Source organism: Kurthia massiliensis, from assembly GCF_000285555.1.
Taxonomy (GTDB): Bacteria; Bacillota; Bacilli; order Bacillales_A; family Planococcaceae; genus Kurthia; species Kurthia massiliensis.
The window spans coordinates 51769-73884 of record NZ_HE610997.1; the positions used below are offsets into that span (position 1 = coordinate 51769).

25 protein-coding genes are annotated in these 22116 nt (G+C 38.7%); 15 read left to right on the top strand and 10 right to left on the bottom strand.

From position 1 onward, the window contains the following. From KMHG_RS19265 to KMHG_RS04625, 8 genes are all read left to right on the top strand, one after another. The coding region (locus KMHG_RS19265; protein ID WP_010287411.1) for a class I adenylate-forming enzyme family protein at nucleotides 1-580 on the top strand (580 nt) is incomplete at its 5' end. A 102-nt stretch (nucleotides 581-682) separates the two neighbouring features. Next, complete coding sequence (locus KMHG_RS04595) at nucleotides 683-1690, top strand: CAP domain-containing protein (protein WP_010287412.1); 1008 nt, start codon at nucleotides 683-685, stop codon at nucleotides 1688-1690. A 179-nt stretch (nucleotides 1691-1869) separates the two neighbouring features. Further along, nucleotides 1870-2544: a hypothetical protein gene (locus KMHG_RS04600; protein WP_010287413.1), complete on the top strand. Its 675-nt coding sequence runs from the start codon at nucleotides 1870-1872 to the stop codon at nucleotides 2542-2544. Between the two features lie 291 nt (nucleotides 2545-2835). Then, entirely contained in the window at nucleotides 2836-4161 is a 1326-nt protein-coding gene (locus KMHG_RS04605) for an ammonium transporter (RefSeq protein ID WP_010287415.1), read from the top strand. 75 nt (nucleotides 4162-4236) lie between these two features. Next, nucleotides 4237-5163 carry a DUF294 nucleotidyltransferase-like domain-containing protein gene (locus KMHG_RS04610; RefSeq protein ID WP_010287416.1) on the top strand — a complete coding sequence of 309 codons (927 nt, stop codon included), beginning with the start codon at nucleotides 4237-4239 and terminating at the stop codon, nucleotides 5161-5163. A 12-nt stretch (nucleotides 5164-5175) separates the two neighbouring features. After that, entirely contained in the window at nucleotides 5176-5901 is a 726-nt protein-coding gene (locus tag KMHG_RS04615) for an exonuclease domain-containing protein (RefSeq protein WP_010287417.1), read from the top strand. A gap of 160 nt (nucleotides 5902-6061) precedes the next feature. Then, nucleotides 6062-6307, top strand: a complete 246-nt coding sequence (locus tag KMHG_RS04620; protein ID WP_010287418.1) for a hypothetical protein — start codon at nucleotides 6062-6064, stop codon at nucleotides 6305-6307. A 122-nt stretch (nucleotides 6308-6429) separates the two neighbouring features. Then, nucleotides 6430-6849, top strand: a complete 420-nt coding sequence (locus KMHG_RS04625) for a DUF5391 family protein (RefSeq protein ID WP_010287419.1) — start codon at nucleotides 6430-6432, stop codon at nucleotides 6847-6849. 37 nt (nucleotides 6850-6886) lie between these two features. Here KMHG_RS04625 and KMHG_RS04630 read toward each other — a convergent pair whose 3' ends face one another. Then, on the bottom strand, nucleotides 6887-7120 hold the full coding sequence (locus KMHG_RS04630; RefSeq protein WP_010287421.1) for a hypothetical protein: 234 nt from the start codon (nucleotides 7118-7120) through the stop codon (nucleotides 6887-6889). A gap of 223 nt (nucleotides 7121-7343) precedes the next feature. On the opposite strand from KMHG_RS04630, the gene KMHG_RS04635 reads away from it, so the two are divergent. After that, a complete protein-coding gene (locus KMHG_RS04635; RefSeq protein ID WP_010287423.1) occupies nucleotides 7344-7778 on the top strand; it encodes a hypothetical protein in 435 nt (144 codons plus the stop codon). Nucleotides 7779-7824: 46 nt separating this feature from the next. On the opposite strand, the gene KMHG_RS04640 is transcribed toward KMHG_RS04635, so the two are convergent. Continuing rightward, nucleotides 7825-8604, bottom strand: coding sequence for a TSUP family transporter (locus tag KMHG_RS04640; protein WP_010287425.1), 780 nt, complete (start codon nucleotides 8602-8604; stop codon nucleotides 7825-7827). Nucleotides 8605-8683: 79 nt separating this feature from the next. Between KMHG_RS04640 and KMHG_RS04645 the strand changes: the two genes are divergently transcribed. Together KMHG_RS04645 and KMHG_RS04655 are read left to right on the top strand one after the other, a co-directional pair. Further along, nucleotides 8684-9469 carry a TrmB family transcriptional regulator gene (locus tag KMHG_RS04645; RefSeq protein ID WP_010287426.1) on the top strand — a complete coding sequence of 262 codons (786 nt, stop codon included), beginning with the start codon at nucleotides 8684-8686 and terminating at the stop codon, nucleotides 9467-9469. A 356-nt stretch (nucleotides 9470-9825) separates the two neighbouring features. Next, nucleotides 9826-10092, top strand: a complete 267-nt coding sequence (locus tag KMHG_RS04655; RefSeq protein ID WP_010287427.1) for a hypothetical protein — start codon at nucleotides 9826-9828, stop codon at nucleotides 10090-10092. A gap of 46 nt (nucleotides 10093-10138) precedes the next feature. Here the strand turns inward: KMHG_RS04655 and KMHG_RS04660 are convergent, their stop codons facing one another. After that, nucleotides 10139-10711 carry an undecaprenyl-diphosphatase gene (locus KMHG_RS04660; RefSeq protein ID WP_010287428.1) on the bottom strand — a complete coding sequence of 191 codons (573 nt, stop codon included), beginning with the start codon at nucleotides 10709-10711 and terminating at the stop codon, nucleotides 10139-10141. Between the two features lie 121 nt (nucleotides 10712-10832). Beyond that, complete coding sequence (locus KMHG_RS04665; RefSeq protein WP_010287429.1) at nucleotides 10833-12104, bottom strand: MFS transporter; 1272 nt, start codon at nucleotides 12102-12104, stop codon at nucleotides 10833-10835. A 270-nt stretch (nucleotides 12105-12374) separates the two neighbouring features. Between KMHG_RS04665 and KMHG_RS04670 the strand changes: the two genes are divergently transcribed. After that, the gene (locus KMHG_RS04670; protein WP_010287430.1) at nucleotides 12375-13694 is read left to right on the top strand and encodes a LysM peptidoglycan-binding domain-containing protein; all 1320 of its coding nucleotides are present in this window, start codon (nucleotides 12375-12377) and stop codon (nucleotides 13692-13694) included. Between the two features lie 33 nt (nucleotides 13695-13727). Here the strand turns inward: KMHG_RS04670 and KMHG_RS04675 are convergent, their stop codons facing one another. After that, entirely contained in the window at nucleotides 13728-13946 is a 219-nt protein-coding gene (locus tag KMHG_RS04675; protein ID WP_010287431.1) for a hypothetical protein, read from the bottom strand. Between the two features lie 141 nt (nucleotides 13947-14087). Between KMHG_RS04675 and KMHG_RS19415 the strand changes: the two genes are divergently transcribed. Beyond that, nucleotides 14088-15536 carry a hypothetical protein gene (locus KMHG_RS19415; protein ID WP_010287433.1) on the top strand — a complete coding sequence of 483 codons (1449 nt, stop codon included), beginning with the start codon at nucleotides 14088-14090 and terminating at the stop codon, nucleotides 15534-15536. A gap of 47 nt (nucleotides 15537-15583) precedes the next feature. On the opposite strand, the gene gntK is transcribed toward KMHG_RS19415, so the two are convergent. After that, on the bottom strand, nucleotides 15584-17134 hold the full coding sequence (gene gntK / locus KMHG_RS04685) for a gluconokinase (protein ID WP_010287434.1): 1551 nt from the start codon (nucleotides 17132-17134) through the stop codon (nucleotides 15584-15586). Nucleotides 17135-17332: 198 nt separating this feature from the next. Between gntK and KMHG_RS04690 the strand changes: the two genes are divergently transcribed. Then, nucleotides 17333-18244 carry an aminopeptidase gene (locus tag KMHG_RS04690; RefSeq protein WP_010287435.1) on the top strand — a complete coding sequence of 304 codons (912 nt, stop codon included), beginning with the start codon at nucleotides 17333-17335 and terminating at the stop codon, nucleotides 18242-18244. A gap of 42 nt (nucleotides 18245-18286) precedes the next feature. Here KMHG_RS04690 and KMHG_RS04695 read toward each other — a convergent pair whose 3' ends face one another. The 4 genes from KMHG_RS04695 to KMHG_RS04710 all read right to left on the bottom strand — a co-directional run bounded on the left by KMHG_RS04695 (nucleotide 18287) and on the right by KMHG_RS04710 (nucleotide 21559). After that, nucleotides 18287-19348, bottom strand: a complete 1062-nt coding sequence (locus KMHG_RS04695; protein WP_010287437.1) for a branched-chain amino acid aminotransferase — start codon at nucleotides 19346-19348, stop codon at nucleotides 18287-18289. A gap of 150 nt (nucleotides 19349-19498) precedes the next feature. Continuing rightward, the gene (locus KMHG_RS04700) at nucleotides 19499-20188 is read right to left on the bottom strand and encodes an LrgB family protein (protein WP_010287439.1); all 690 of its coding nucleotides are present in this window, start codon (nucleotides 20186-20188) and stop codon (nucleotides 19499-19501) included. Beyond that, entirely contained in the window at nucleotides 20185-20583 is a 399-nt protein-coding gene (locus KMHG_RS04705) for a CidA/LrgA family protein (RefSeq protein ID WP_238984668.1), read from the bottom strand. Before KMHG_RS04705 ends, KMHG_RS04700 begins: the two co-directional genes overlap by 4 nt. A gap of 94 nt (nucleotides 20584-20677) precedes the next feature. Next, nucleotides 20678-21559, bottom strand: coding sequence for a LysR family transcriptional regulator (locus KMHG_RS04710; RefSeq protein ID WP_010287442.1), 882 nt, complete (start codon nucleotides 21557-21559; stop codon nucleotides 20678-20680). 148 nt (nucleotides 21560-21707) lie between these two features. On the opposite strand from KMHG_RS04710, the gene KMHG_RS04715 reads away from it, so the two are divergent. Beyond that, the gene (locus KMHG_RS04715) at nucleotides 21708-22112 is read left to right on the top strand and encodes a hypothetical protein (protein ID WP_147608079.1); all 405 of its coding nucleotides are present in this window, start codon (nucleotides 21708-21710) and stop codon (nucleotides 22110-22112) included. Nucleotides 22113-22116 lie beyond the last annotated feature (4 nt).

A 22116-nucleotide genomic window follows, 5' to 3' on the forward strand; every position in this document is an offset into this window, starting at 1 on the left:
GGGTTTAACGCTTTTACCGACGCGTCATGCGGCGCATAAAGGAAAAACAGGCAAACCGATGCCACTTACCGCTGTAAGAATTGTGAATGAATATATGGAAGATGTACCGCAAGGGGAGCAGGGAGAAATTGTCATTAAAAGTCCAGCTGTTATGGAGGAATACTATAACGATCCAGCGGCGACATTTACAGCAAAAAAAAATGGATGGCTCTTTACCGGTGACTTAGCTGTAGCAGATGAAGAAGGTTTCATTTCGATTGTTGGGCGTAAAGATAATATGATTTTGTCTGGTGGTGAAACGGTGTATGCGGTAGATATTGAAACAGCGTTAATCGGCCACCCTAAAATTGAAGATGCCGTCGTTATGGGCATTCCTGACCCATTATGGGGAGAAATTGTCGCTGCAACGATTGTGTTAAAAAAAGGGGAAACGTTATTAGAAGAAACGCTCGTTCAATATTGTAAAGAGCATTTAGCAAGTTACAAAATTCCGAAGAAATTTGTATTTGTTGATGAATTACCACGTAGCACATCTGGCAAGCTGTTAAAAGATCACTTAAAAGAAACGTTAAAACAATAATGAAAGCGTGTTGCAATAAAATGCAGCACGCTTTTTTATATGAGCGAACTTATTAGAGCTGATAAACGTTGTTATGTATAATGAAGTAGAAAGAGGTGTAATATGAGAGCATTATTTAAACTTGTCATGATTGCACTCGTCGTTGCACTTAGTTATCAATACGTACGCACAGAACATCCTATGTTGCTACAAGATGCAAAAATGGCTGCAAATCAATTAATAGAAGGTGGCAATGAAGTCGTTGATATCGCAAAAGATGGGGCTGAAACGCTTTCTAAATTGAAGGAGGAGCAACCGTCTAAGAAAATTACGGTAGACACGTTAGATGAAGTGACACGACTGCGTAGTGAGTACGGCGTAGATTGGATCGTTTCTCATGATCATTATCGTAATTTTACGATGACATTAGCGGATGATACAGGAGGCTACGTCGCCGGAAAAGGGCGGACATTGTTAGATGTGACAATTGGTGAAACGACCGCAGCAGATATTCGTCGGCAATACGGAACGCCTTTAACAGGTATTCGCCATGGTTTAAAGATGTATAAATTTGCAGAAGATGATCAACGTGAACAGCTCGTATACAAAAAAGATGGGTATTATATATGGTTCTTTATCGACAATCATAATAAAGACCGTTTACGTGCTGTACAGTATGTAACTGTGGAAACGGAAAATCGATTAAATCAATATTACACGACGAGTAATCCAAAATTACGTGTTAGTTACGAGAAATTAATGGTATTATTAATGAATCAAAGTCGTGTAGAAGCAGGACTAAAACCTTTGCTATATGATAAAAACTTAAAGCAAGCAACGCGCGCGCATAGCCAAGATATGATTGATCATCATTACTTCTCACATACAGGTAGTGATGGTAGTCAGCCAAAAGATCGTATGGTCGCGGCAGGATATACGAATGAGCATTTATATGCGGAAAATTTAGCATATGGACAGGTGAGTGCAGTTTTTGCACATGAAGGCTTGATGAATAGTCTCGGTCACCGAGAAAATATTTTACGTAAGGAAGCTACAAATGTAGGCGTTGGTGTGGCGTTTGATGATGAGAACGTCCCTTACTATACGATTAATTTCTATACACCGATGTAAAAGGGTTGTGCGAGTGCACAGCCCTTTTTATGTGCAGTAATGATACAAAACACCTTCAAAAACATTTTATATATGTTACAATATGATTAATTAGTGGTATAAATAAACTATTTAAAACGATATGCAAAAAGGTTCTAAAGTATTAATAAAAAGTAGTAGAAGAATGCGAGGAATACTGAATGGATATCATTCAAGCACAACGTGAAACACGTGAACTAATGGTGAATGCACAATATATTGTAAAAATGATGGATGAAGATTATGAAGGGTTTGATCCTTCGTGGGCAAAAATGCGTACGATTAACGCTCGAAAAGACCAAGAGTGTTCTATCTGTCATGAACACATTCACTACATGGAACCGGTGAATGTGTACTTATCAACGTCTGAAAATGATGGTCAAATACATCGTCATAATATGTGTATGAATTGTATGACAAAAGTACGCCGCGATACTGCAGCGCATATTTCAGCGAAGCATGCAGATCAATTGCAAACGGCTACTAAATTAAATTCAACACATTTAACTCATATGACATTAGAAGATGGACAAAAATTTGCGGCACAAATGCAAGAAGATGCCATTTACTTGCAATCACACATTCCAGCGCATGAGATTTTGCGAGATGGTATGTATTTATATGATAATGTCCGTGCAATAAAAGTGATGACGAAACATTATTGCTATCGTTGTAGTGGCCGCATTATGCCTGAAGAAACAGCCTTTGCTGTACCTCAAAAAACGAAACGCATGTCTAAGCAAGAATCGAATTATATTTGCCAAACGTGTGCATCAAAATCGTTACATGCTTCATCAAAAAGAATCGATCAATATAGACGCGAACGACAATTATAACCATTTGTCAAAGATCCGCTTCATAGCGGGTCTTTTTTTCGGTTTAAGTGATAAAAACAATAGCAACGTGAGATGAAAACGCTTTTCATATCTTAGATTGAGATAAATTCATATCAAATAATGCATGAAAACGCTTACTTTTAGAAAAAGATGTATCAAAAATAAGCTGAATTTTCTGAAAAAATATTGATAACTATCGCAAAATGCGTAAAAATGAGTGTATAAAATAAATGTTAGAAAACATGACATGAAAAAAATAGATTTTCTAACATCAATAGGAGGCATCAGTATATGGAAGAAGTAATGTATTTGATGAACAGTCTTTGGACAATGGTCGCTGCGATTTTAGTCATTTTCATGATTGCTGGATTTATTCTTTTAGAAGCGGGTTCGCTTCGGATGAAAAACGCAGGTCACGTTGCTGGTAAAACAATCTTCACATTCGGTCTTGCTTCACTTGTCTTTTGGGCAGTCGGTTATGGATTGATCTTTGGTGACAACGCCAATTTCTTTACAGGCATGTCGAATTTCTTTTATGGCGGTGAATTAACGGAAGGTGATAGTTTAGCAGCAACTGTCTTCTTCGTATTCCAATTAGCATTTGCAGGTATTTCAATTACAATCGCATTAGGTGGTTTTGCAGAACGTGCAAAATTCTCCGCGTATGTCGTATTTACAATCTTATTTGGTATTTTAGTATATCCGGTCATCGCACATTGGATTTGGGGTGGCGGCTGGTTAGCAGAACACGGTAAACAAGATTTCGCTGGTTCAACAGTTGTTCACTTAACAGGTGCGATGGCAGCGTTAGCCGCAACAATTATTTTAAAACCACGTATCGGTAAATTTAATAAAGACGGTTCTGCAAATAAATTTGCAGGTCATAACCAAGTGTACTCTGCACTTGCAGTACTTATTTTATTCGTCGGTTGGTTAGGATTTAATGCTGGTTCAACAGTATCAGTAGACGGTGCATTTTTCGGGTACGTTGCATTAAACACAGTATTAGCCGCTTCAGCAGGCGCTGTAGCTGCAACGATTATTTCTTGGGTCGTACTTGGTAAATCGGATATTCCAACAATTTTAAATGGCTTATTAGCAGGTTTAGTTGCTATTACAGCATCTTGTGCTTTCGTAGACGTATGGGCGTCTGTTGTTATCGGTTTAATGGCAGGTGTCATCACATTCTTCGCAGCTCGTTTCTTAGAAGCAAGTCGCATTGATGATCCGATTTTTGCAGTTGCTGTGCATGGTGTGCCTGGTATTTGGGGTACATTATCAACAGGTTTCTTCGCAACAGGTGCGTTAGCAGAATCAACAGGTGTTGGTCAAGCCGGTCTGTTTTACGGTGGCGGTGTTGAACAGCTTTGGGTACAATTTATGGGTGTCGCAGTATGTGGTATCTACGCGTTCGTCGTATCATTCGCAATCCTTTGGGTAATGAAAAAAGCGATGGGCGGTATTCGTGTATCAGAAGAGGAAGAAATTATGGGCTTAGACATTTCTGAGCACGGTAGCTACGGTTATCCAGAACATTTAGGTGCTGAGCCAACTGTATCATCAGCAAAAGATGAACAAAATGCAGTCGATGTGAATCAGCAACCGAAACATATTTAATATTGAAAAGACAGGGGCTGTCTGAGGCATAATAAGCCTTAGAACAGCTTCTTTTGTCGTAAAGGAAGTGAGCATGTGACAACATTTCATAATCAGCAAGGAAGGCTCGATTATTTTGCACAATGTCATTCCGTTCAAGCGTTAAATGAACGTCATGATGAATTAATGCAGCGTGTCATTGAAGAAACAATCGAAGCACATGGTCCAGCGCCATGTCCATTTACCATTTTCATTACGGGGAGTGGTGGTAGAAAAGAGCAAAGTGTGTGGAGTGATCAAGACCATGGCATTATTTATAAAGATGTCGGCGCGCAATCTTATTTTGAAGCGTTTGGCCATACATTTTCTGACCGTCTCCAAGCGGCTGGATACGTGTATTGTGAAGGTGGGATTATGACATCTAATCCGCAATGGAATCAGTCTTATGAAGCGTGGGAAGTGCAATTAGGTCGTTGGCTAACAGAAGCCGCGTGGGAACAAGTACGCTATGTGCAAATCTTTTATGATGCACGCGTACTATATGGAGACCAAGAACCCCTCATCGCCTTGAAACAGCGCATTATTCGGTACGTGGCGATACAACCACGTAGTTTGCGGAGATTTGCGCAAAATATGATGCATTTAAAACCTGCGCTCGGGCCACTCGGACAATTGTTAACAGAACGATACGGTGAGCATCAAGGAGCGATTAATTTAAAATACAGTGCATTTTTGCCGTACATTAATAGCGTTCGTCTTTTAGCAATCGAGCATGGTATTCTTGCCACATCGACGTTAGAACGCATTCAAACACTTGAAAAGGTAGAAGAAATGCTACAAGGCATTGAAGAAACATTTGAACAGTTGTTACAACTGCGTTTTTCTTATAAGCGTCCTCAGCAATATAAAGATACGTACTATATACCGGTAAAACGGTTATCCTCGCAAGAACGACAAATGTTGAAAAAGATATTAAAGCGTGCAAAGCGATTGCATGATACGGTCGTTGCACGCTATAGGTAAAGGATGATGACGATGTTTGCATTTGAAAGTTTGTCTCAGCTCGTACGCACATTAACGGGTAGGCGTGAAATTACAAATATTCACGATTTACAAAATGCCCGTCATATTGCCTTTTTAAGAGATTTGAAAAAACAACAAACCCCGATCAATAGTTCATTAATAACGCCATTAGACCAACTAGAACTCGTCATTTTTGATATTGAAACGACAGGTTTTCGGCCGCAAAAAGGTGATGAAATTATTTCTATCGGTGCAGTCAAAGTGACAGGAACGACGATTACGAAAGAAACGTTTTATACACTCGTAAAACCGACAGGACGTATTCCGAAAAATATCGTTTCGCTCACTGGTATTGACGAAGAGATGACGGCAAGTGCGCCATCGATTCGGGAAGCACTAATTGAATTTTTACATTTTACGAATGGGGCGACGCTCGTGGCCCATCATGCGAACCATGAAAGAAATTTTATGAAACATTTCGCGCAAGAAATGTTTCATTTACCATTTAGGCAGCGCATCGTCGATACCGCTTTTTTAATTCAAATTTGTGCGGCACATGCGAATTTAGTGACGTTAGATGATGTATGCGAATATGAAGGTATTCCGATTGAAGCCCGCCATCATGCATTAGGCGATGCAAAAATGACTGCAAAAGTATGGGTGAATTATGTAAAACAAGCGCAGCTACTCGGGTGTAATCATTTACAAGATGTATATGAACGGTTTGCCCGTCTATAAATCTAAGTATATTTCAAAAACATGACTAAAATGTTAAAATATCATTAAAAATGTACTATTTTAAGTATTTTATGTTTACTTTTAGCTATTTTGTGTTATATTTATTCTATCATCTAAAAAATAGATGGTTTCAACAAAACTTATATGAGGAGTGAATAATATGTTAAATGTTTCAGTGTCTAAGCAAGATGCCCATTATGTTGTCGCATATATTTCGGAAAATGTAGAAAATAAGGTGATTCATACGGCAGAGTCATTTATTGATAGTATTCATACATTAGGACGCAAAATGCATTTAAATGACGTTCACTTTGAGTTACCGAAAGAGTTGCTAAACAATTTCATGTCTTATTTACGTATCGAATATCCGGGAGAATTATATGAACATAAAATCACAGTTGCATAAGCCATTCGTGCAAATTTATAGGTAAAGATTGGTTGCCATGAAGGAAGGTTACCAATCTTTTTTTCATACATAAAAATAGTTTATGGTATACTAGGAAAAAACATGATAGAGGGGCTATCGACGTGAATAATAAAGTAATGTTATGTTACGGGCTATCATTCATCGGCGTCGTGCTATTTGTGTTATGTGCAGCGAAATCTGCATTATCACAAACAGGCTCGATGGATAACCAATGGATGGGTCCAGGCATGTGGTTAGCGCTCATTTTTGTAGCAATTTTGTATATCATGATGACAGCGCTATATATGTTTTTAGAAGAAGCAAAAGTGGTACATATCGTTTTATTAGCTATCGGCTTAATTGTTACCGTCGTACTTGCAATGATCGTCGGCTTAAATGCATTAGACGCGGGATCAACGACGTTAGCGTATATGACATTTATCGCAGGCGGTTTCGTATTTATTGCAAATGTTGTGGCAATGATTTTAATGCTACGCCGTCCAAAAAACAACTACTACGGTAGTTTTTCAATGTATCGCTAATAAAAAAGAGCGTCGCAATTACTGCGATGCTCTTTTTTTATGCCCCAAAGACGTTACCAGGCTGTGTCACCTCACGTGAAACGGTGATCGCACCGAAGCGGCGTAAGTGAACGATATTTTCCGGCGTCGTATTAATGATTTTATCGATGTAATAGTCTTGTTTTGCCGGCTCAATACCCATACTATTAAATTCATCGTGCAATGCGTAAATGTAGACGTTACGTTCGTCATTTGTTAATACACTTGGATTTTTTGACGTTTCCATATTCATGTCGAAAACTCCCTTGTTTCTTAGATAATAGTAGTATAGCATATTTTGCATTGAATACACTGGGACCTCAATTGTAGCGTAAAAAGTTATTATTACAATTCCTCGAACATTTAGTGCGTTATATTGCTTTTTGTCTATGATGTTTGCTAGAATAGGCAAGACGATATAATGCAACATCGTAAGCTGTCGTATAAATTTATATGAGATCCGGGAGATGACAATCATGAAGAAAAAATCTTTATTTGCTGCTGCAGCACTTTCAGCAGTATTATTAGCTGGTTGTGGCGCCAAAGATGTAACATCTGAACAAGTGAAAGCTTCTGATTTAGAAGAATTTGCAACTGAGTATTACAACGAAGCAAAAGATAACGATGACAAAGGTTTAATCGTTATTGAAAACGCAACAAAACAATACTTATACGTAAAAGACTTCACTGATGCTGAAGGTAACCCAGTGAAAATTACTGACATGAAATTCACAAAAGAAAACAACACACGTGAACCTAACTACCGTGTAGATATTACAACTGAACCAGTATCTGATGCCTCAGAAGGCGAAGCAATCTACGAATTCCAAAACTCTAAAAACTTAGAAGTACTTGATTTCTACGTAGACGGCAAACGTTCACACGTTGATAAAGTATACGTAAATCACTAATAGTATAAAAAAATCCAAGTGCTAACAAGCACTTGGATTTTTTTTATTACCCGAAAAAGTAATCGTATGTGTTTTTTGCAAGCAATGCCACGGTTACGACGATAAATAATCCACGTACATAACCACTACCTTTTTTAATCGCAAAACGTGTGCCGAGAATGGCGCCAAACACTTGTGCAATCCCCATTGGAATACCGTAGGCGTAATTAATTTGACCAAGACAAGCAAAAACGAGTAATGCGGCAATGTTACTGCCGAAGTTTAAAAAACGAGCACTCGTTGCAGCACGTAAAAAGTCAAAACCAATCATTAAAAAGGCAAAAATGAAAAATGAGCCTGTGCCAGGTCCTAAAAAGCCATCATAAGCCCCAATTAAAGTCACGACGATCATAAAGCCAGCTAAACGTTTCGTCGTTAATTTTTTATACGTTGAAATGCTGCCCCAATCTTTTTTAAGCAATGTATAAATAAGTACGACGAACAACATAATAAGCATTAACGGTTTCATGACGGCTGGATCAATTAAATGAACCGCAAATGCGCCAAACATCGAACCTACAAATACGAGTGGAAATAGTTTTTTTACAGCAGACAAATCTAATTTGCCCGAACGGTAAAACGTAATGACGGACGTTAAACTCCCCATTGTGCCCGCTAACTTATTGGTCGCAACAGCGGCTGCTGGATTTAAGCCGGCAAATAGCAATGCCGGCAATCCGATAAGACCACCACCGCCTACGACAGAATCGATAAAAGCAGCTAAAAATCCGAAAAGTACGAGAATGATCAGCAGCTGTGGATCTAGATCAAAAAAACAAATTGTCATCCCCTTTGTTTAGTTACTACCGTAATAGTAACTGAATGTGTTATGATTGTAAATATCAAAAAGTGAATAGGTGATATAAATGGAATCGCTCATTACAACATTAAAACAGTTCGGTTTGACGGAATATGAAGCAAAAGTATATGTAGCGCTCGTTACACAAAGTCCTTCGGCAGCGGCAGACATTAGTAAGCGTTCTACAGTGCCTCGTGCGCGCGTATACGGCACGTTAGATAGTTTAGTGGAAAAAGGGCTCGTTCTAAAAGAACAAGCCGAGAAAACAGCAGTTTATCGTGCATTACCGGTAGAACTATTTATCGAAAAAGCACAACAAGACTTTGAGAAAAATGCCAATGATGTAGAGCGTGCTTTAAAAGAGCTTGCGCAAAAGCCTCAAGAACAACCTGTACAAGTTATGACTTTGCAGGAGCGCGAAACGATTTTACAATATTGTCGCCATTTATTAGAGAATGCAAAAGAGACCGTCTTTATGTCGATGTGGGATGATATGTATGAATTGTTGCGAGCAGACATTGAGAAAGCGAGCAAGCGTGTTCATGTGAAAGGTGTAACGATTCATGCGAAAGACGTTTTGCCAACGGTTGATACACATCGCATTACGAATTATACAGAAACGACGAAAAACCCTCATTGGTTCATTATGACGATTGATCACGAACAAGCGATTTATGGATCGCCCGTGACAGAACGCTTGTCAGCTTTTTTAACAGATGATCCAATGCATATTTATATATTAGAAGATTATATTTGGCATGACGTACTCGTGAACCGTCTCGTGAAAAAAACGGAAGATGACGCGTTAGATGATTGGGTACAGCGGGAGCGCGCCTCTTTTTTTCACGAATAAAAAAAGGCTACGCATTAGCGTTGCCTTTTCGAGCTTAATTTGATTGTTGTTGAAATGCTTTTAGCATGTCATTTAATTTTCTTTTTCTTTTAAGTATTGTGCTTGTGAAACAGTTGGGTCATTTAATAATTCACTTAAACGAAGTAATTCTTTTTGAATCATTTCTTTTGTGATTTGTTTATGTTCAGTCATGATAAAGCTCCCCTTTAGTAATTAAGTTCATTGTACTATGTCTGAAAGACGTTGTCACGCGTACCTAAATTTAGCGAATTCGTGACAAAGTGAACGTCGATGATGGTATGTCTCAAAAGTTATGCTATGCTAAAGATAATGATAGAGAAGGGGTTTTGTCACATATGGATAGCAAACTAAACTGGATAGGATTTTTATGCCTATACGTCGGTTTATTTTTAATGACACAAATTTTTAGTGAAGAAATGCGCATTGAAGCACTTGCCAGTTGGACAGTCGTTTTCATTGGCTTTTTAATTTACTTTGTTGGCGTAATTGCAGGCGTATTCGGTTTCCTACGTTCAAAAACACCACTACGTTGGATAAACTTAGTCGCAATTTTCTTAGGCATTTTCGTTGTCAGCGTATTTATGTTTTTACCTGTAAAATAATCATAAAAAAGGAACTATGCAATTATGTGCATAGTTCCTTTTTTCATTATCGTTCGTGACCAGTGAGTGGTAGTTTATACCAAATGCCAACGATGAAGGTTGTAATAGGTTCCATTAATACGCGGAAGTTCGTGAAAACTGCAGCCGAGATGAAACCGACAGCAATCCCTGCTAATACGTCACCAGGGTAGTGGTTACCGACATAAATGCGAGAGAAACCTGTTAATAAACCGAAGATGACTGCAAGCACACCCCATTTGTTTAAATGGCGTAGTAAAAGGACGAATGTTAAGCCCATTGCGCCCGCTGTATGATCACTTGGGAATGATGCATCTGCATCATGTGGTACGAGCACGTTAATATCGTTATACGTAACGAATGGACGTGGTTCGTAGTAAAATTGTGAAATTAATACGTTAATTAAAATGGCAACGATTCCTGCAACGGCTGCATAAATCGCAGACTTCTTCGTATATGTATTTCCGAAAAGCCACATTGCAAGTAAAATGATGCCAAGAATATATAACGAGCCATCTGTGACGAAAATCATAAAATGATCCATAAATGTTGAACCGTCACCAGCAAGGCCGTTAATATCTTTTAATACTTCATAGTTCAAGATAACAACCTTCTTTCCATATGACATTATAAACGATTTCTATAGGGAGAGGTTGCTTTTTTAACATTTTTTAAATGTATAAAAATATATCGATTCATCGCAATGCGAATATATTGGATCTTTACGGTGCAATAACATCTGATTTAGGATGATGTTTTTTGAGCAAAATAACGAATAAACTTCCAAGTGCACAAAATAGTCCTGCTAATACGAATGCGCTCGTATAAGAATTAAATGCATTATATAAAAGACCGCCGCCGTATGTTGCAACCGCCGCACCGACTTGGTGAAACGCGACCATCCAACCATACATCATTGCCGACTTTTTCATGCCGAACGCACGTCTCGTTAATCCGATTGTCGGTGGTACAGTTGCAATCCAATCAAGTCCATAAAAAATGGCGAAGATGACGAGTAATGTGACAGAACCATTTTCTAACGCGAACGGTAAAAAGATGAGCGATAGTCCTCGTAACGCATAATAAAAGAACAGTAGCCAGCGATTATCAAAGCGGTCGCTTAACCAACCAGAAAGTGTTGTACCGATCAAATCAAAAATGCCCATAAAACTTAATAGCGATGCTGCAAATACCATTGGCAAACCAAATGACATACAATAGCCGATAAAATGTGTTCCGACGAGCCCGGTCGTCGATAAACCACAAATGAAAAAGCTGCCCGCTAATAGCCAAAATGCTTTACTGCGACATCCTTCTATTAACGAATTCCAGACCATTTTAAATGGATTTCCGCTTATACGTTGTTCTGCTGGTTGCGCGGCTTGTTTTGTTTCCGTTAATCCAAGTGCTGTCGTATTTGCATCACGCGGCCATTCTTTCATGAAAAGTAAAATGAATAGGAGCATGATGATGCTAAGGACGAGGATGAGACCGATTGCGTGACGCCACGTATAATGTTCAACGAGTGCTGCTAATACAGGTAGTAGGACGAGTTGTCCGGTCGCTGTCGCAGCTGTTAAAATTCCGACAGCGAGCCCACGACGTTTGACAAACCATCGATTGGCAACTTGTGTGCTGAGGACGGTTAAAAATAACCCAGAACCAATACCAATCATGACACCCCAAATTAAAATTAGTTGCCAGGAAGCTGTCATTAGAAATGTAAGAGCCAAGCCACATGCTAATAAAGCCATCGATGCAATCATGATGCGCTTTAAGCCAAATCTTTCGACGAATGCCGCCATAAATGGACCAGAAAATCCATATAAGAACAGTCCAATGGCGAATGCGAACGAAATGGTTGGGCGATCCCAATTAAATTGCTGTTCAAATGGCTCGATAAATACACCCGATGATGAACGGATAATCCCTGCGACGATAATCGAAAAAAACGTCACGATAAGGATCAACCAACTATAATGAAGTTTTTTCATGTAAATGCCTCTTTCTTATGTAATAGTACAATGTTATTTCATTATTCTGAAAAATTCAATTATATTTTTTCGTCATCAAAAATAGCTGTAATATTAAAAATCGAACAAATAAGTCAAAAATCACGAAAACTGTAACAATTTTTTATAGAAAAATTACTTACGCCATATTTCCTAAAAAAGTTATAACGTGATATGATTTACAAGGGAAAGAGCCTCATGACTCGTACACAATAGCAACATCCTATAGATAAAATTCAGGGAGATGACACGATGAAATATAAATTGAAAGTAGCCGCGGCTATTTTAACAGCATTTACCGCGCTTTCATCGCCATTAGCGCCGCATTCAGCATATGCTGAAGAAACGACGTCAACGCAAAAAACGATAGCACCTATTACAACAACAGTGACAGGAAATGCTTTTATTGATAGCATTTCTAGCGATGTCGTACAAATTGCGAACGATTATGGCTTATACGCTTCCATTATGCTTGCACAAGCATCGTTAGAAAGTACGTATGGCCAAAGTGGTTTAGCTTCAGCACCGAACTATAACTTATTCGGTATTAAAGGCCAATATAACGGTCAAAGCGTATCATTCGCGACGAATGAACAATCAGTAGATGGTGCTGTATATCGTACGACAGCATCATTCCGTAAATATGCTTCTTATAAAGAATCATTAACAGATTATGCGCAATTATTATCAGGTGGTACATCTGGCAATAGTGGGTATTATGCTGGCGTATTAAAAGAAAATACGATGTCGTACAAAGAAGCGCTTCAAGCGTTAGAAGGACGTTACGCGACAGACCAATCATATGCAAGTAAATTGCAAGGTATTATTGATGCGTATGATTTAACACGTTTTGACAATATGGCGGGCACAGCTACGATTGTTGCAAACGAAGACGGTACAACAACGACAAATTTTGAAGCGAATAAAATTATTCAAGTAGCCGCTGGTGATACGTTAAGTGCGATTGCAAAAACGTACAATACGACAGTTGAACAATTAATGACATGGAATGGTTTGAAATCAACGCTATTAGCTATTGGTGATGAATTAATCGTTGAAGTAGCAGATGGAAATGCGCAACCAATAGCACAAAATGAAGTAGAAGAACATTCAGTTAAACCAGGTGTCGTGACAGAGCAAGCGCCAGCACCTGTGAAAAAAACATATACAGCGAAAAAGAAATATAAAGTAAAAAAAGGTGATTCATTATCATCAATCGCTGAAAAATACAATATTACGACAGCACAGTTAAAAGAGTGGAATGATTTATCAGACGCTTCATTAACGAAAGGTCAAAAATTAGCTGTTGCGGTGAAAGAAGTAAAAGCGAAGAAAAAAGTAGCGAAGAAAAAACCGGAAACGACAGAGATGATTAAAACACCTGTCACAACAAAAACAGCAAAAGCAACCAAAAAACAAGCGAAAATTCATGCACGTTACTATACAGTACAATCAGGTGATTCATTAGCATCGATTGCCCGTACATTTTTAACGACAGAAACGAAGTTAAAAAAAGCGAATCATTTATCATCAAACCTTGTATATAAAGGGCAAAAAATCAAAATTCAATAATAATAAAAACCCTTTCCGTTGTGAAAGGGTTTTTTACGTCTTTTCAATCAAAACGTCCGTTAATTGTTGTTGTAAAGTGTTAATTTCATCCATCGCAAATTTTTCGAGTGCTATATATTGTGAATCTTTTTGAACGATATCTTTTTTTAACTCTTTATTTTGTTGCCGTAACATCATAATTTCTTGCTGCATCGAACGAATTAACAACGTATATTCATTAGGCTGTTGTGATACATTTAGTTTCTTTGGCATTATGATCACCTCTATGAGCATAATACCCGTTTCATTTAGAAAGAAACATTATGATGTTAGCGTGAAATTTGCAGAATTTACGTTTTATTTTATAATGAAAGAAAGAGCAGAAACGGAGTGGCAGTGATGGGGGCAAACGAAATGGAGCGGCAACAACAACGAAAGTATGATGAAGCAGGTTTCGACAAGCGAGGATTACACCGCAATGGCACACCATATGATGATGAGGGCTATGATGTGAGTGGCTATAATTTTGCGGGTTTCAATCGTCGTGGCTTTAATAGAAATGCAATGCATGAAAATGGCACAAAATATGATACGCATGGCTACGATGCTGAAGGCTACGACGTAAATGGCTACGATCAAAAAGGTTATGACCGAGAAGGCTATAATGAAGCGGGTTATAACATAAAAGGCTTTAATCGTAACGGATTTAGTTTAGCTGGTTTACATGAAAATGGTACGCTGTACGACGTCGATGGATACGATGTCGCAGGATATAACCAAGCAGGTTACAACGCACAAGGTTACGACAAAGACGGCTATGATATCGACGGTTATAACGTAAAAGGCTATGACCGAGATGGTTATAATGCGCAAGGCTTCAACAAAAAAGGAAAGCATCGTAATGGTACGAAATACGACGATGAGGGCTATAATGCAAAAGGCTACAATGAACAAGGGTATAACCGACAAGGGTACAACAAATACGGATTTACATTAGAAGGACTTCACGAAAACGGTACGCATTTTGATGAAGCGGGCTATGATGTGGAAGGTTATGATGCGCAAGGTTTCAATAAAAAAGGCTACGACCGAGATGGTTATAATATTGAGGGTTATGATAAAAAAGGGTATAACCGAAATGGTGTGACGCAAGACGGGTATGACCGTGCAGGTTTCAATGAAAGTGGCGTGCATCAAAACGGTACGTTATTAGATGATGAAGGATATGCGAAAGATGGTTACAATGCGCAAGGATATAATCGCGACGGCTACGACCGCGGTGGTTATGATCAAAACGGGTTTAATACACAAGGTTATAATCGAGCTGGTTACAATATCGAAGGCTACGATATCGACGGTTATAATGTACTAGGATACGACAAACAAGGCTATGACCGAGAAGGCTACGATATTGATGGTTATACGATGTTTGGTTTTAACCGAGACGGATTTGACCGACAAGGATACAATGAAGCGGGCGATTATCGACCGTTTATCGATCATTATATGGAAACGTATAAAAGACGTATTCAAGACGATGCTTTTTATACAGTAGAATGGAAACATATTTTATGGCAGCTCGCAATGATAGAACAAAAGTATGCAAATTATCAGTACGAAACGTTAGTATCAGACTTACAACAAGTAATCGACCATTTTGTTGCACAGTTGCTAGCAAAACAACATATTACACGCGGCTTTTCTTGTCGTATGTTGCAATACGACGCATTATACGAAACGCAAGTATTGTCACTGGCACATTACGAACTGCTAAAATCACTAGAACAAATGACCGTATTCAATGAAATTACGTTCGCGGCTGTTCGTAAAATGATTGTGTGTACGATGGCGCATTCGCATTAAAAAAGAGACGCACCTTTACAGGGTGGGTCTCTTTTCGTTTATATGATTTAAGATTCACGTACCCATTTTTCTTGGAAACGAGCGATATCGCGATACTCATCTTTAAATAGACGAGAAATACGAATATAAATTGGAATCAATTCTTTGTATACTTCAAAGTTTTCTTGGATTGGTGCATGAGCATGTGTTGAACCGACCCATTTCGAAATAATCGAGAAGTCTTCAATTTCACCAAGTGCGTACATACCTAATACGATAGCACCTAAGCAAGAGCTTTCGAAGCTTTCAGGTACTGTGACTTCTTGGTTGAAAATATCGGCCATCATTTGACGCCATAGACCAGAACGGGCAAAGCCGCCCGTTGCTTGGATTTTTTCAGGCGTACCGATCACTTCTTCTAAGGCGATAAATACTGTATATAAATTGAAAATAACACCTTCTAATACGGCGCGAATCATATGTTCTTTTTTATGGTGTAAGCCTAAACCGAAGAATGAACCACGTGCATTCGCATCCCATAATGGAGCACGTTCGCCAGCTAAATATGGGTGGAATAATAAGCCGTCTGCACCTGGTTTTACACGTGATGCAATTTTCGTTAATACGTCGTATGCATCGATGCCTAAACGTTTCGCTGTTTCGACTTCACTTGAAGCAAGCTCATCACGTACCCAGCGGAATGTCATACCACCATTATTAACAGGACCGCCAACAACGTAATGTTTGTCTGTTAAGACGTAACAGAAAATACGACCTTTCGGATCGGTTACTGGTTTATCAACGACTGTACGAATCGCACCTGATGTACCGATTGTAATGGCTACGACACCAGGGTCAATGGCATTAACGCCTAAATTTGATAATACACCGTCGTTTGCGCCGATAATGAATGGCGTTTCTGTTGGTACACCGATCTCAGCTGCAATACCTTTACGTAGCGTACGTAAAACATGTGTCGTTGGTACGAGCGTTGATAATTGGTCTTTTGTGATGCCAGCAACTTCAAGTGCTTCTGCATCCCAATCACTATTTTCTAAGTTAAACATACCTGTTGCAGAGGCAATTGAATGGTCCACGACGTATTCGCCGAAAAATTTCTCGAAAATATATTCTTTAATGCCGATAAATTTCGCAGCATCATTAAAAATTTTTGGTTGGTCATGACGTAACCATGTGATTTTTGCAAGTGGTGACATCGGGTGAATCGGTGTACCTGTGCGACGATAGATATCGTGACCGTTATAATCTGTTAAGATTTTTTCTGCCCAAGCGGTTGCACGGCTATCTGCCCACGTAATTGATTTTGTAAGTGGTTTGCCGTTTGCATCAATCGCAATAATTGAATGCATTGCTGCACTAAATGATACGAGATGTAAGTCGCTTGTATCGATGTTACTTTTTTTCATCGTACCGGCAATAGCTTTTTTACAAGCTTGGTAAATTTCGTCGGGATCTTGCTCGGCAACTTGTGGTGTCGGGCTATAAAGTGGATAGGTTTCATGGTGCATTGCCACGACTTCGCCATTGTTAGAAAAGAGCACTGCTTTCGTACTCGTCGTGCCAATGTCGACACCTAAGTAATAAGCTGATTTTGACATAGACAATCATCCCTTCATAAATGTTCATAAAATTTATTTCATTTATATATTAGTTTTTGTGAAAAAATATTTCTTACGATATAAGTTTACTCAATTTCTATCATAATTGAAAGTGTTTTCTTTCGCACGTACAAACTATTCCTGTAATTGCCATTTTGCAGTATACTTAATGTACTCTATGAGAAATGAAGGGATTTCATGCAACAAATGAACACAATTATAAAAGGGCTTCTTGCAAACAATTTTCAATTTGATGCGCAAGCAACCTTTTATGTACTAACAGATGACACAACAAAAACACTTGGCGCAGCATTTGCTGAAGGATTACGTCAAAATGGCTATGACACAACATTAGAAGTGATGGCAGATCGGTCAAAAAATGGGGAAGAACCACCGAAAGCAATCGCTGAAAAATGGTATGACTACACAGCTGTCTTTTGTTTGACACGCTACTCTTTAACGCACACGGTTGCGCGTAAAGAAGCAAATAAACGCGGTGTGTCTGTTATTACAATGCCAGGCATTACTGAAGATATTTTCTTTAATGGGGCAATGACTGCTGATTATTCTAAAGTAGAACAAGAAACGCTCGTACGCGCCACACAATTAAGTGAAGCTTCAAGCGTCATCATTCATACAGGTGGTCAATACGAATTGAGATTGCCACTTGAAGGACGTAAAGGATTGCCATCAACAGGCGTATTTAAAACACCTGCTGCATCAGGTAATTTACCATCTGGTGAAGCGTATATTGCGCCACTTGAAGGACGTGCCAATGGCGAAATTTTAATTACCGGTTCTATTGCTTCACTAGGTCTTGTGGACGAACCTGTATTGTTAACAATTCGTGACGGCTTACTTGTAGATGCAAGTGGTACGCAAGGGAAAGCGCTGTTAACTATTTTAGGAGAAGGGGCAGGTCGCAACGTCGCTGAATTAGGAATTGGTACGAATTATAAAGCGCGGATCATCGGAACAATTTTAGAAGATGAAAAAGCTTATGATACGATTCACGTTGCATTCGGTTCTAATCATACATTCGGTGGTACAGTAAATGCCGGGGTTCATATTGATTGCGTAACGAAAAATCCAGAAATTATTTTCCGTTAATAAAAAAGGAGATCGCCAAAAAGCGATCTCCTTTTTTATATGTTATAAACGAATCGTCCAACCGAACTCGTCAGCTAATTTTCCTGTTTGAATCCCTGTCAACGTATCATAAAGTAGTTGTGATACGTCACCAATTTTTTCCTCATTAATGACTAATTCTTCGCCATCCCATAAAAGACGACCAACTGGTGAAATGACCGCTGCGGTACCTGTACCGAATACTTCTTCAAGCGTGCCATTTTTATGTGCTTCAATGACTTCATCAATCGCGATATGACGTTCTTCTACTGGAATTCCTTTTTGTTTTAACACTTGAATCATCGAGTCACGCGTAATCCCCGGTAAAATACTACCTGTCAGTTCTGGTGTGACAACTGTGCCGTTGATTTTGAAGAAAATATTCATACTGCCGACTTCTTCGACATATTTATTTTCTTTCCCATCTAACCAAAGCGTTTGTGAATAACCTTTTGCATGCGCTTCTTCTGAAGAAATTAAGCTTGATGCATAGTTCCCACTCGTCTTCGCTTCACCTGTACCACCGACAACGGCACGCACATATTTTTGTTCAACCATAATTTTGACAGGATTAATGCCTTCTGCGTAGTACGAACCTGATGGCGACATAATAATAATGAATTTATACGCTGTTGATGGGTCTACGCCTAAATTTGGTTCTGTCGCAATGACGAATGGACGAATGTAAAGAGATGTACCCGGTTCTTTCGGAATCCACTCACGGTCTACTTCGACTAATTTTTTAAGTGCTTCAAGTGCGTATTCTTCATCAATTGCTGGAATACATAAACGCTCTGCTGAATGATTTAAACGCGCAAAGTTACGATCAGGACGGAAAAGTAATGTATCACCATCTACTGTTATGTATGCTTTTAATCCTTCGAAAATCGCTTGTCCATAATGGAATACTTTGCTCGCAGGGTCTAATTGAATTGGTGCATAAGGTTCAATACGACCACCGTGCCAACCTTTCTCTGTTGTGTAATCGAGCACAAACATATGGTCCGTAAAAATTTGACCAAATCCTAATTCATCTGCGTTCGGCTTTTGTTTCGGTGTCGTCGTGATGTTTACTGCAATTGTCATGCTAAAATCCTCCCTCAATCAATATGACAATATCGTACCATTAATTTAAATTTTTAGAAAGTTCTAAAATAATGACGAAAATGATTTAATATTTTAGCTCGCTAGTCTATATAAAAATAAAAAAACGCCAGCAAAATGCTGACGTATCAGTTATAGCAATATACGTTCTAAATAAGGAAAAAATGTTTCAGATAGCACAATGCTTACAAGCGCTGCAACGATCATCGCCAGTGAAGAGAAAGTTCCTTCACGTTCGCCAAATTCAAACGCTTTTGACGTACCACAGCCGTGTGCACCCATACCAAGTAATAAACCTTTAGAAGCGGCTTGTTTAAAGTGAAACCATCGAATGACAAGTGGTCCGACGATGCTGCCTGTTAAGCCAGTAACAATAACGAATACAGCGGTCATTGTCGGTTCGCCGCCAATAATATTTGAAATGTCCATCGCAATTGGTGTCGTAATAGAACGAGGGACAAGGCTATTCACCATTTCATTATTCAGTCCTGCAAGCACAGCTAATATAAATGACGATGCAATCGCGACGACAGAGCCGGTAATTAAGCTCGCAAAAATCGCTTTTGCATTTCGTTTTAGCAATGCATAGTTTTTATACATCGGTACCGCAAATGCGACTGTAGCTGGACCGAGTAATTTGGATAACCATGTTGCACCGCTATTATATTGTTCATAGTCTACGCCTGTTAAAAGTAAAATAACGACCAAAATAAGGGGACAAATAAGTAGGGGAGAGAGCCATATTTTCGCGTAGTGGGCGTATATTTTTTTACTCGTGTAAAAAATAATAATCGTGCCGACTAAAGCAAGGAAAGCGATCATTTAGATGCATCTCCTTTCGCAAAACGTTCAGAAACAAAGCCAGTTGTCGCCATAACAATAATTGTACTTAAAATAATGACACAAATTAATTTAATGCCGATAATGCCGAAAATTTCATCGTATTGAATAACGCCAACTGCCGCTGGAACGAAAAATAATAATAGTTCGCCAGTTAAAAAACCAGCACCTGCATCTACCCATTTTAATTGGATAATATGCATTTTTAAACAAATAAATAATAAAACGAGGCCGATAATGCTGCCGGGTATTTTCCAATGGAATGTATCACTAATCCATGTACCGACGAGTAAAAAGCCCCAAATCAAAATGATTTGCACAATAATGAGCGCAACCTTTCGAACGATTAACAATAGAATCACTACCTTTATATACAAAAAAGCTACCCCTTCACAAGTAGCTTCTCGTTACTGAATAAATAAAGTGTATAACAAAATAAGTCATGCGTAAAATACATAATTATTATTCTGTTTATGCCAAATTGGAATTTTGTATGTAATCAATAAATGCACGAATAGCACGAGAACGATAACGGTCCTTTTTTAAAATAAAGGCGATTTCCCATAAAATCGGACGTTCTAACGGAATTGACACGATTTTTTCATCATTTGTTTTACGAGCAAATGGCTCAGGGAATAACGCAATGCCTAAATTATGTTCAATCATTTGACTAATAAATTCCCAGTGCGAGCTTTCGAACGCAATATGTGGTTCAAAACCATACGCTTCACATTCTTGAACGATTCGATCATGTAATGTAAAGTCTTCTGAAAATAATAGAAGTGATTCATCCATTAAGTCTTTCATCGATAGCGTTTGATGATTTGCTAACCGATGCTCACGGTTAACGACGACGACAACGTCTGCTGTCACAAACGGAATGACATCATAATCTTCATCGTGCGCGGGCAACATCACAAATCCTGCATCGAGCTCACCTGATAAGACACGCTCTTTCACCACATTTGCTCCGATTTCATCAAGTTGGAAAGTGATTTCAGGAAATAGCGCCTGAAAACCTTTCATCATTTTCGCGAAAAATAAAATGCCGATTAATGGGGGCATTCCTAATTTTAAATGCCCCGTTTTTAAATGTTCCATATCTTCTAAGACAGTATGTACTTCATCGACCATTTGAATAATTTGAACAGCACGTTCTAATACGATTTCTCCAGCATCTGTAAGAACGACACGTTTATTCGAACGGTCGAATAGCGTCGTACCTAATTCCATTTCTAATTGACGTACCATTTTCGAAATCGTCGGTTGTGTTACATGCAATGTATGTGCTGCTTTCGTAAAACTTTGTTGTTTCGCAACTTCCGTAAAATAAGTAAGTTGACGGACATCCATCGTGAAACCCTCCTTTGTGACGATATTATGGAAAATTATACTACAAAGATGTGAAGAAAACGAAAAATCGAACATTATGTGAGAATATCGCAATTTAACGGGAATGTAAGTATAATAAGGGCAATCGTTGATGGATGGGGATGTTGACATGACAATGACAATGCCAATTTTTTTCGTATTTCTCTACTGTATTGTACTAATTATCGTTAGTATGAATGGATTAATTCAATATAAGCGTTATAAAGCAGGCTTAAGGGGAGAACATGTAAAACAGCCGCTTTTAGGGATGCTTTATACAACGCTCACGAAGAAGCGATTCATGCGAACGATCCTTGTCATCTCTTTGAAGTTTGGCGTTTACTTTTATGCTTATTTGCTGTATCCGCATAGTTGGATGTTAATGATTTGCGGGTTATTAGCCATCGGGCGGTTATACGTATTGTGGATGCCTCTTGAAAAATTACGCCAAACACGATGGGATGTTATTATCTTGTTTTTAGAATTAACGTTTGTAACATTATTCACCGCTTCGTTGCTCGTATACGAGGCATAGGAGG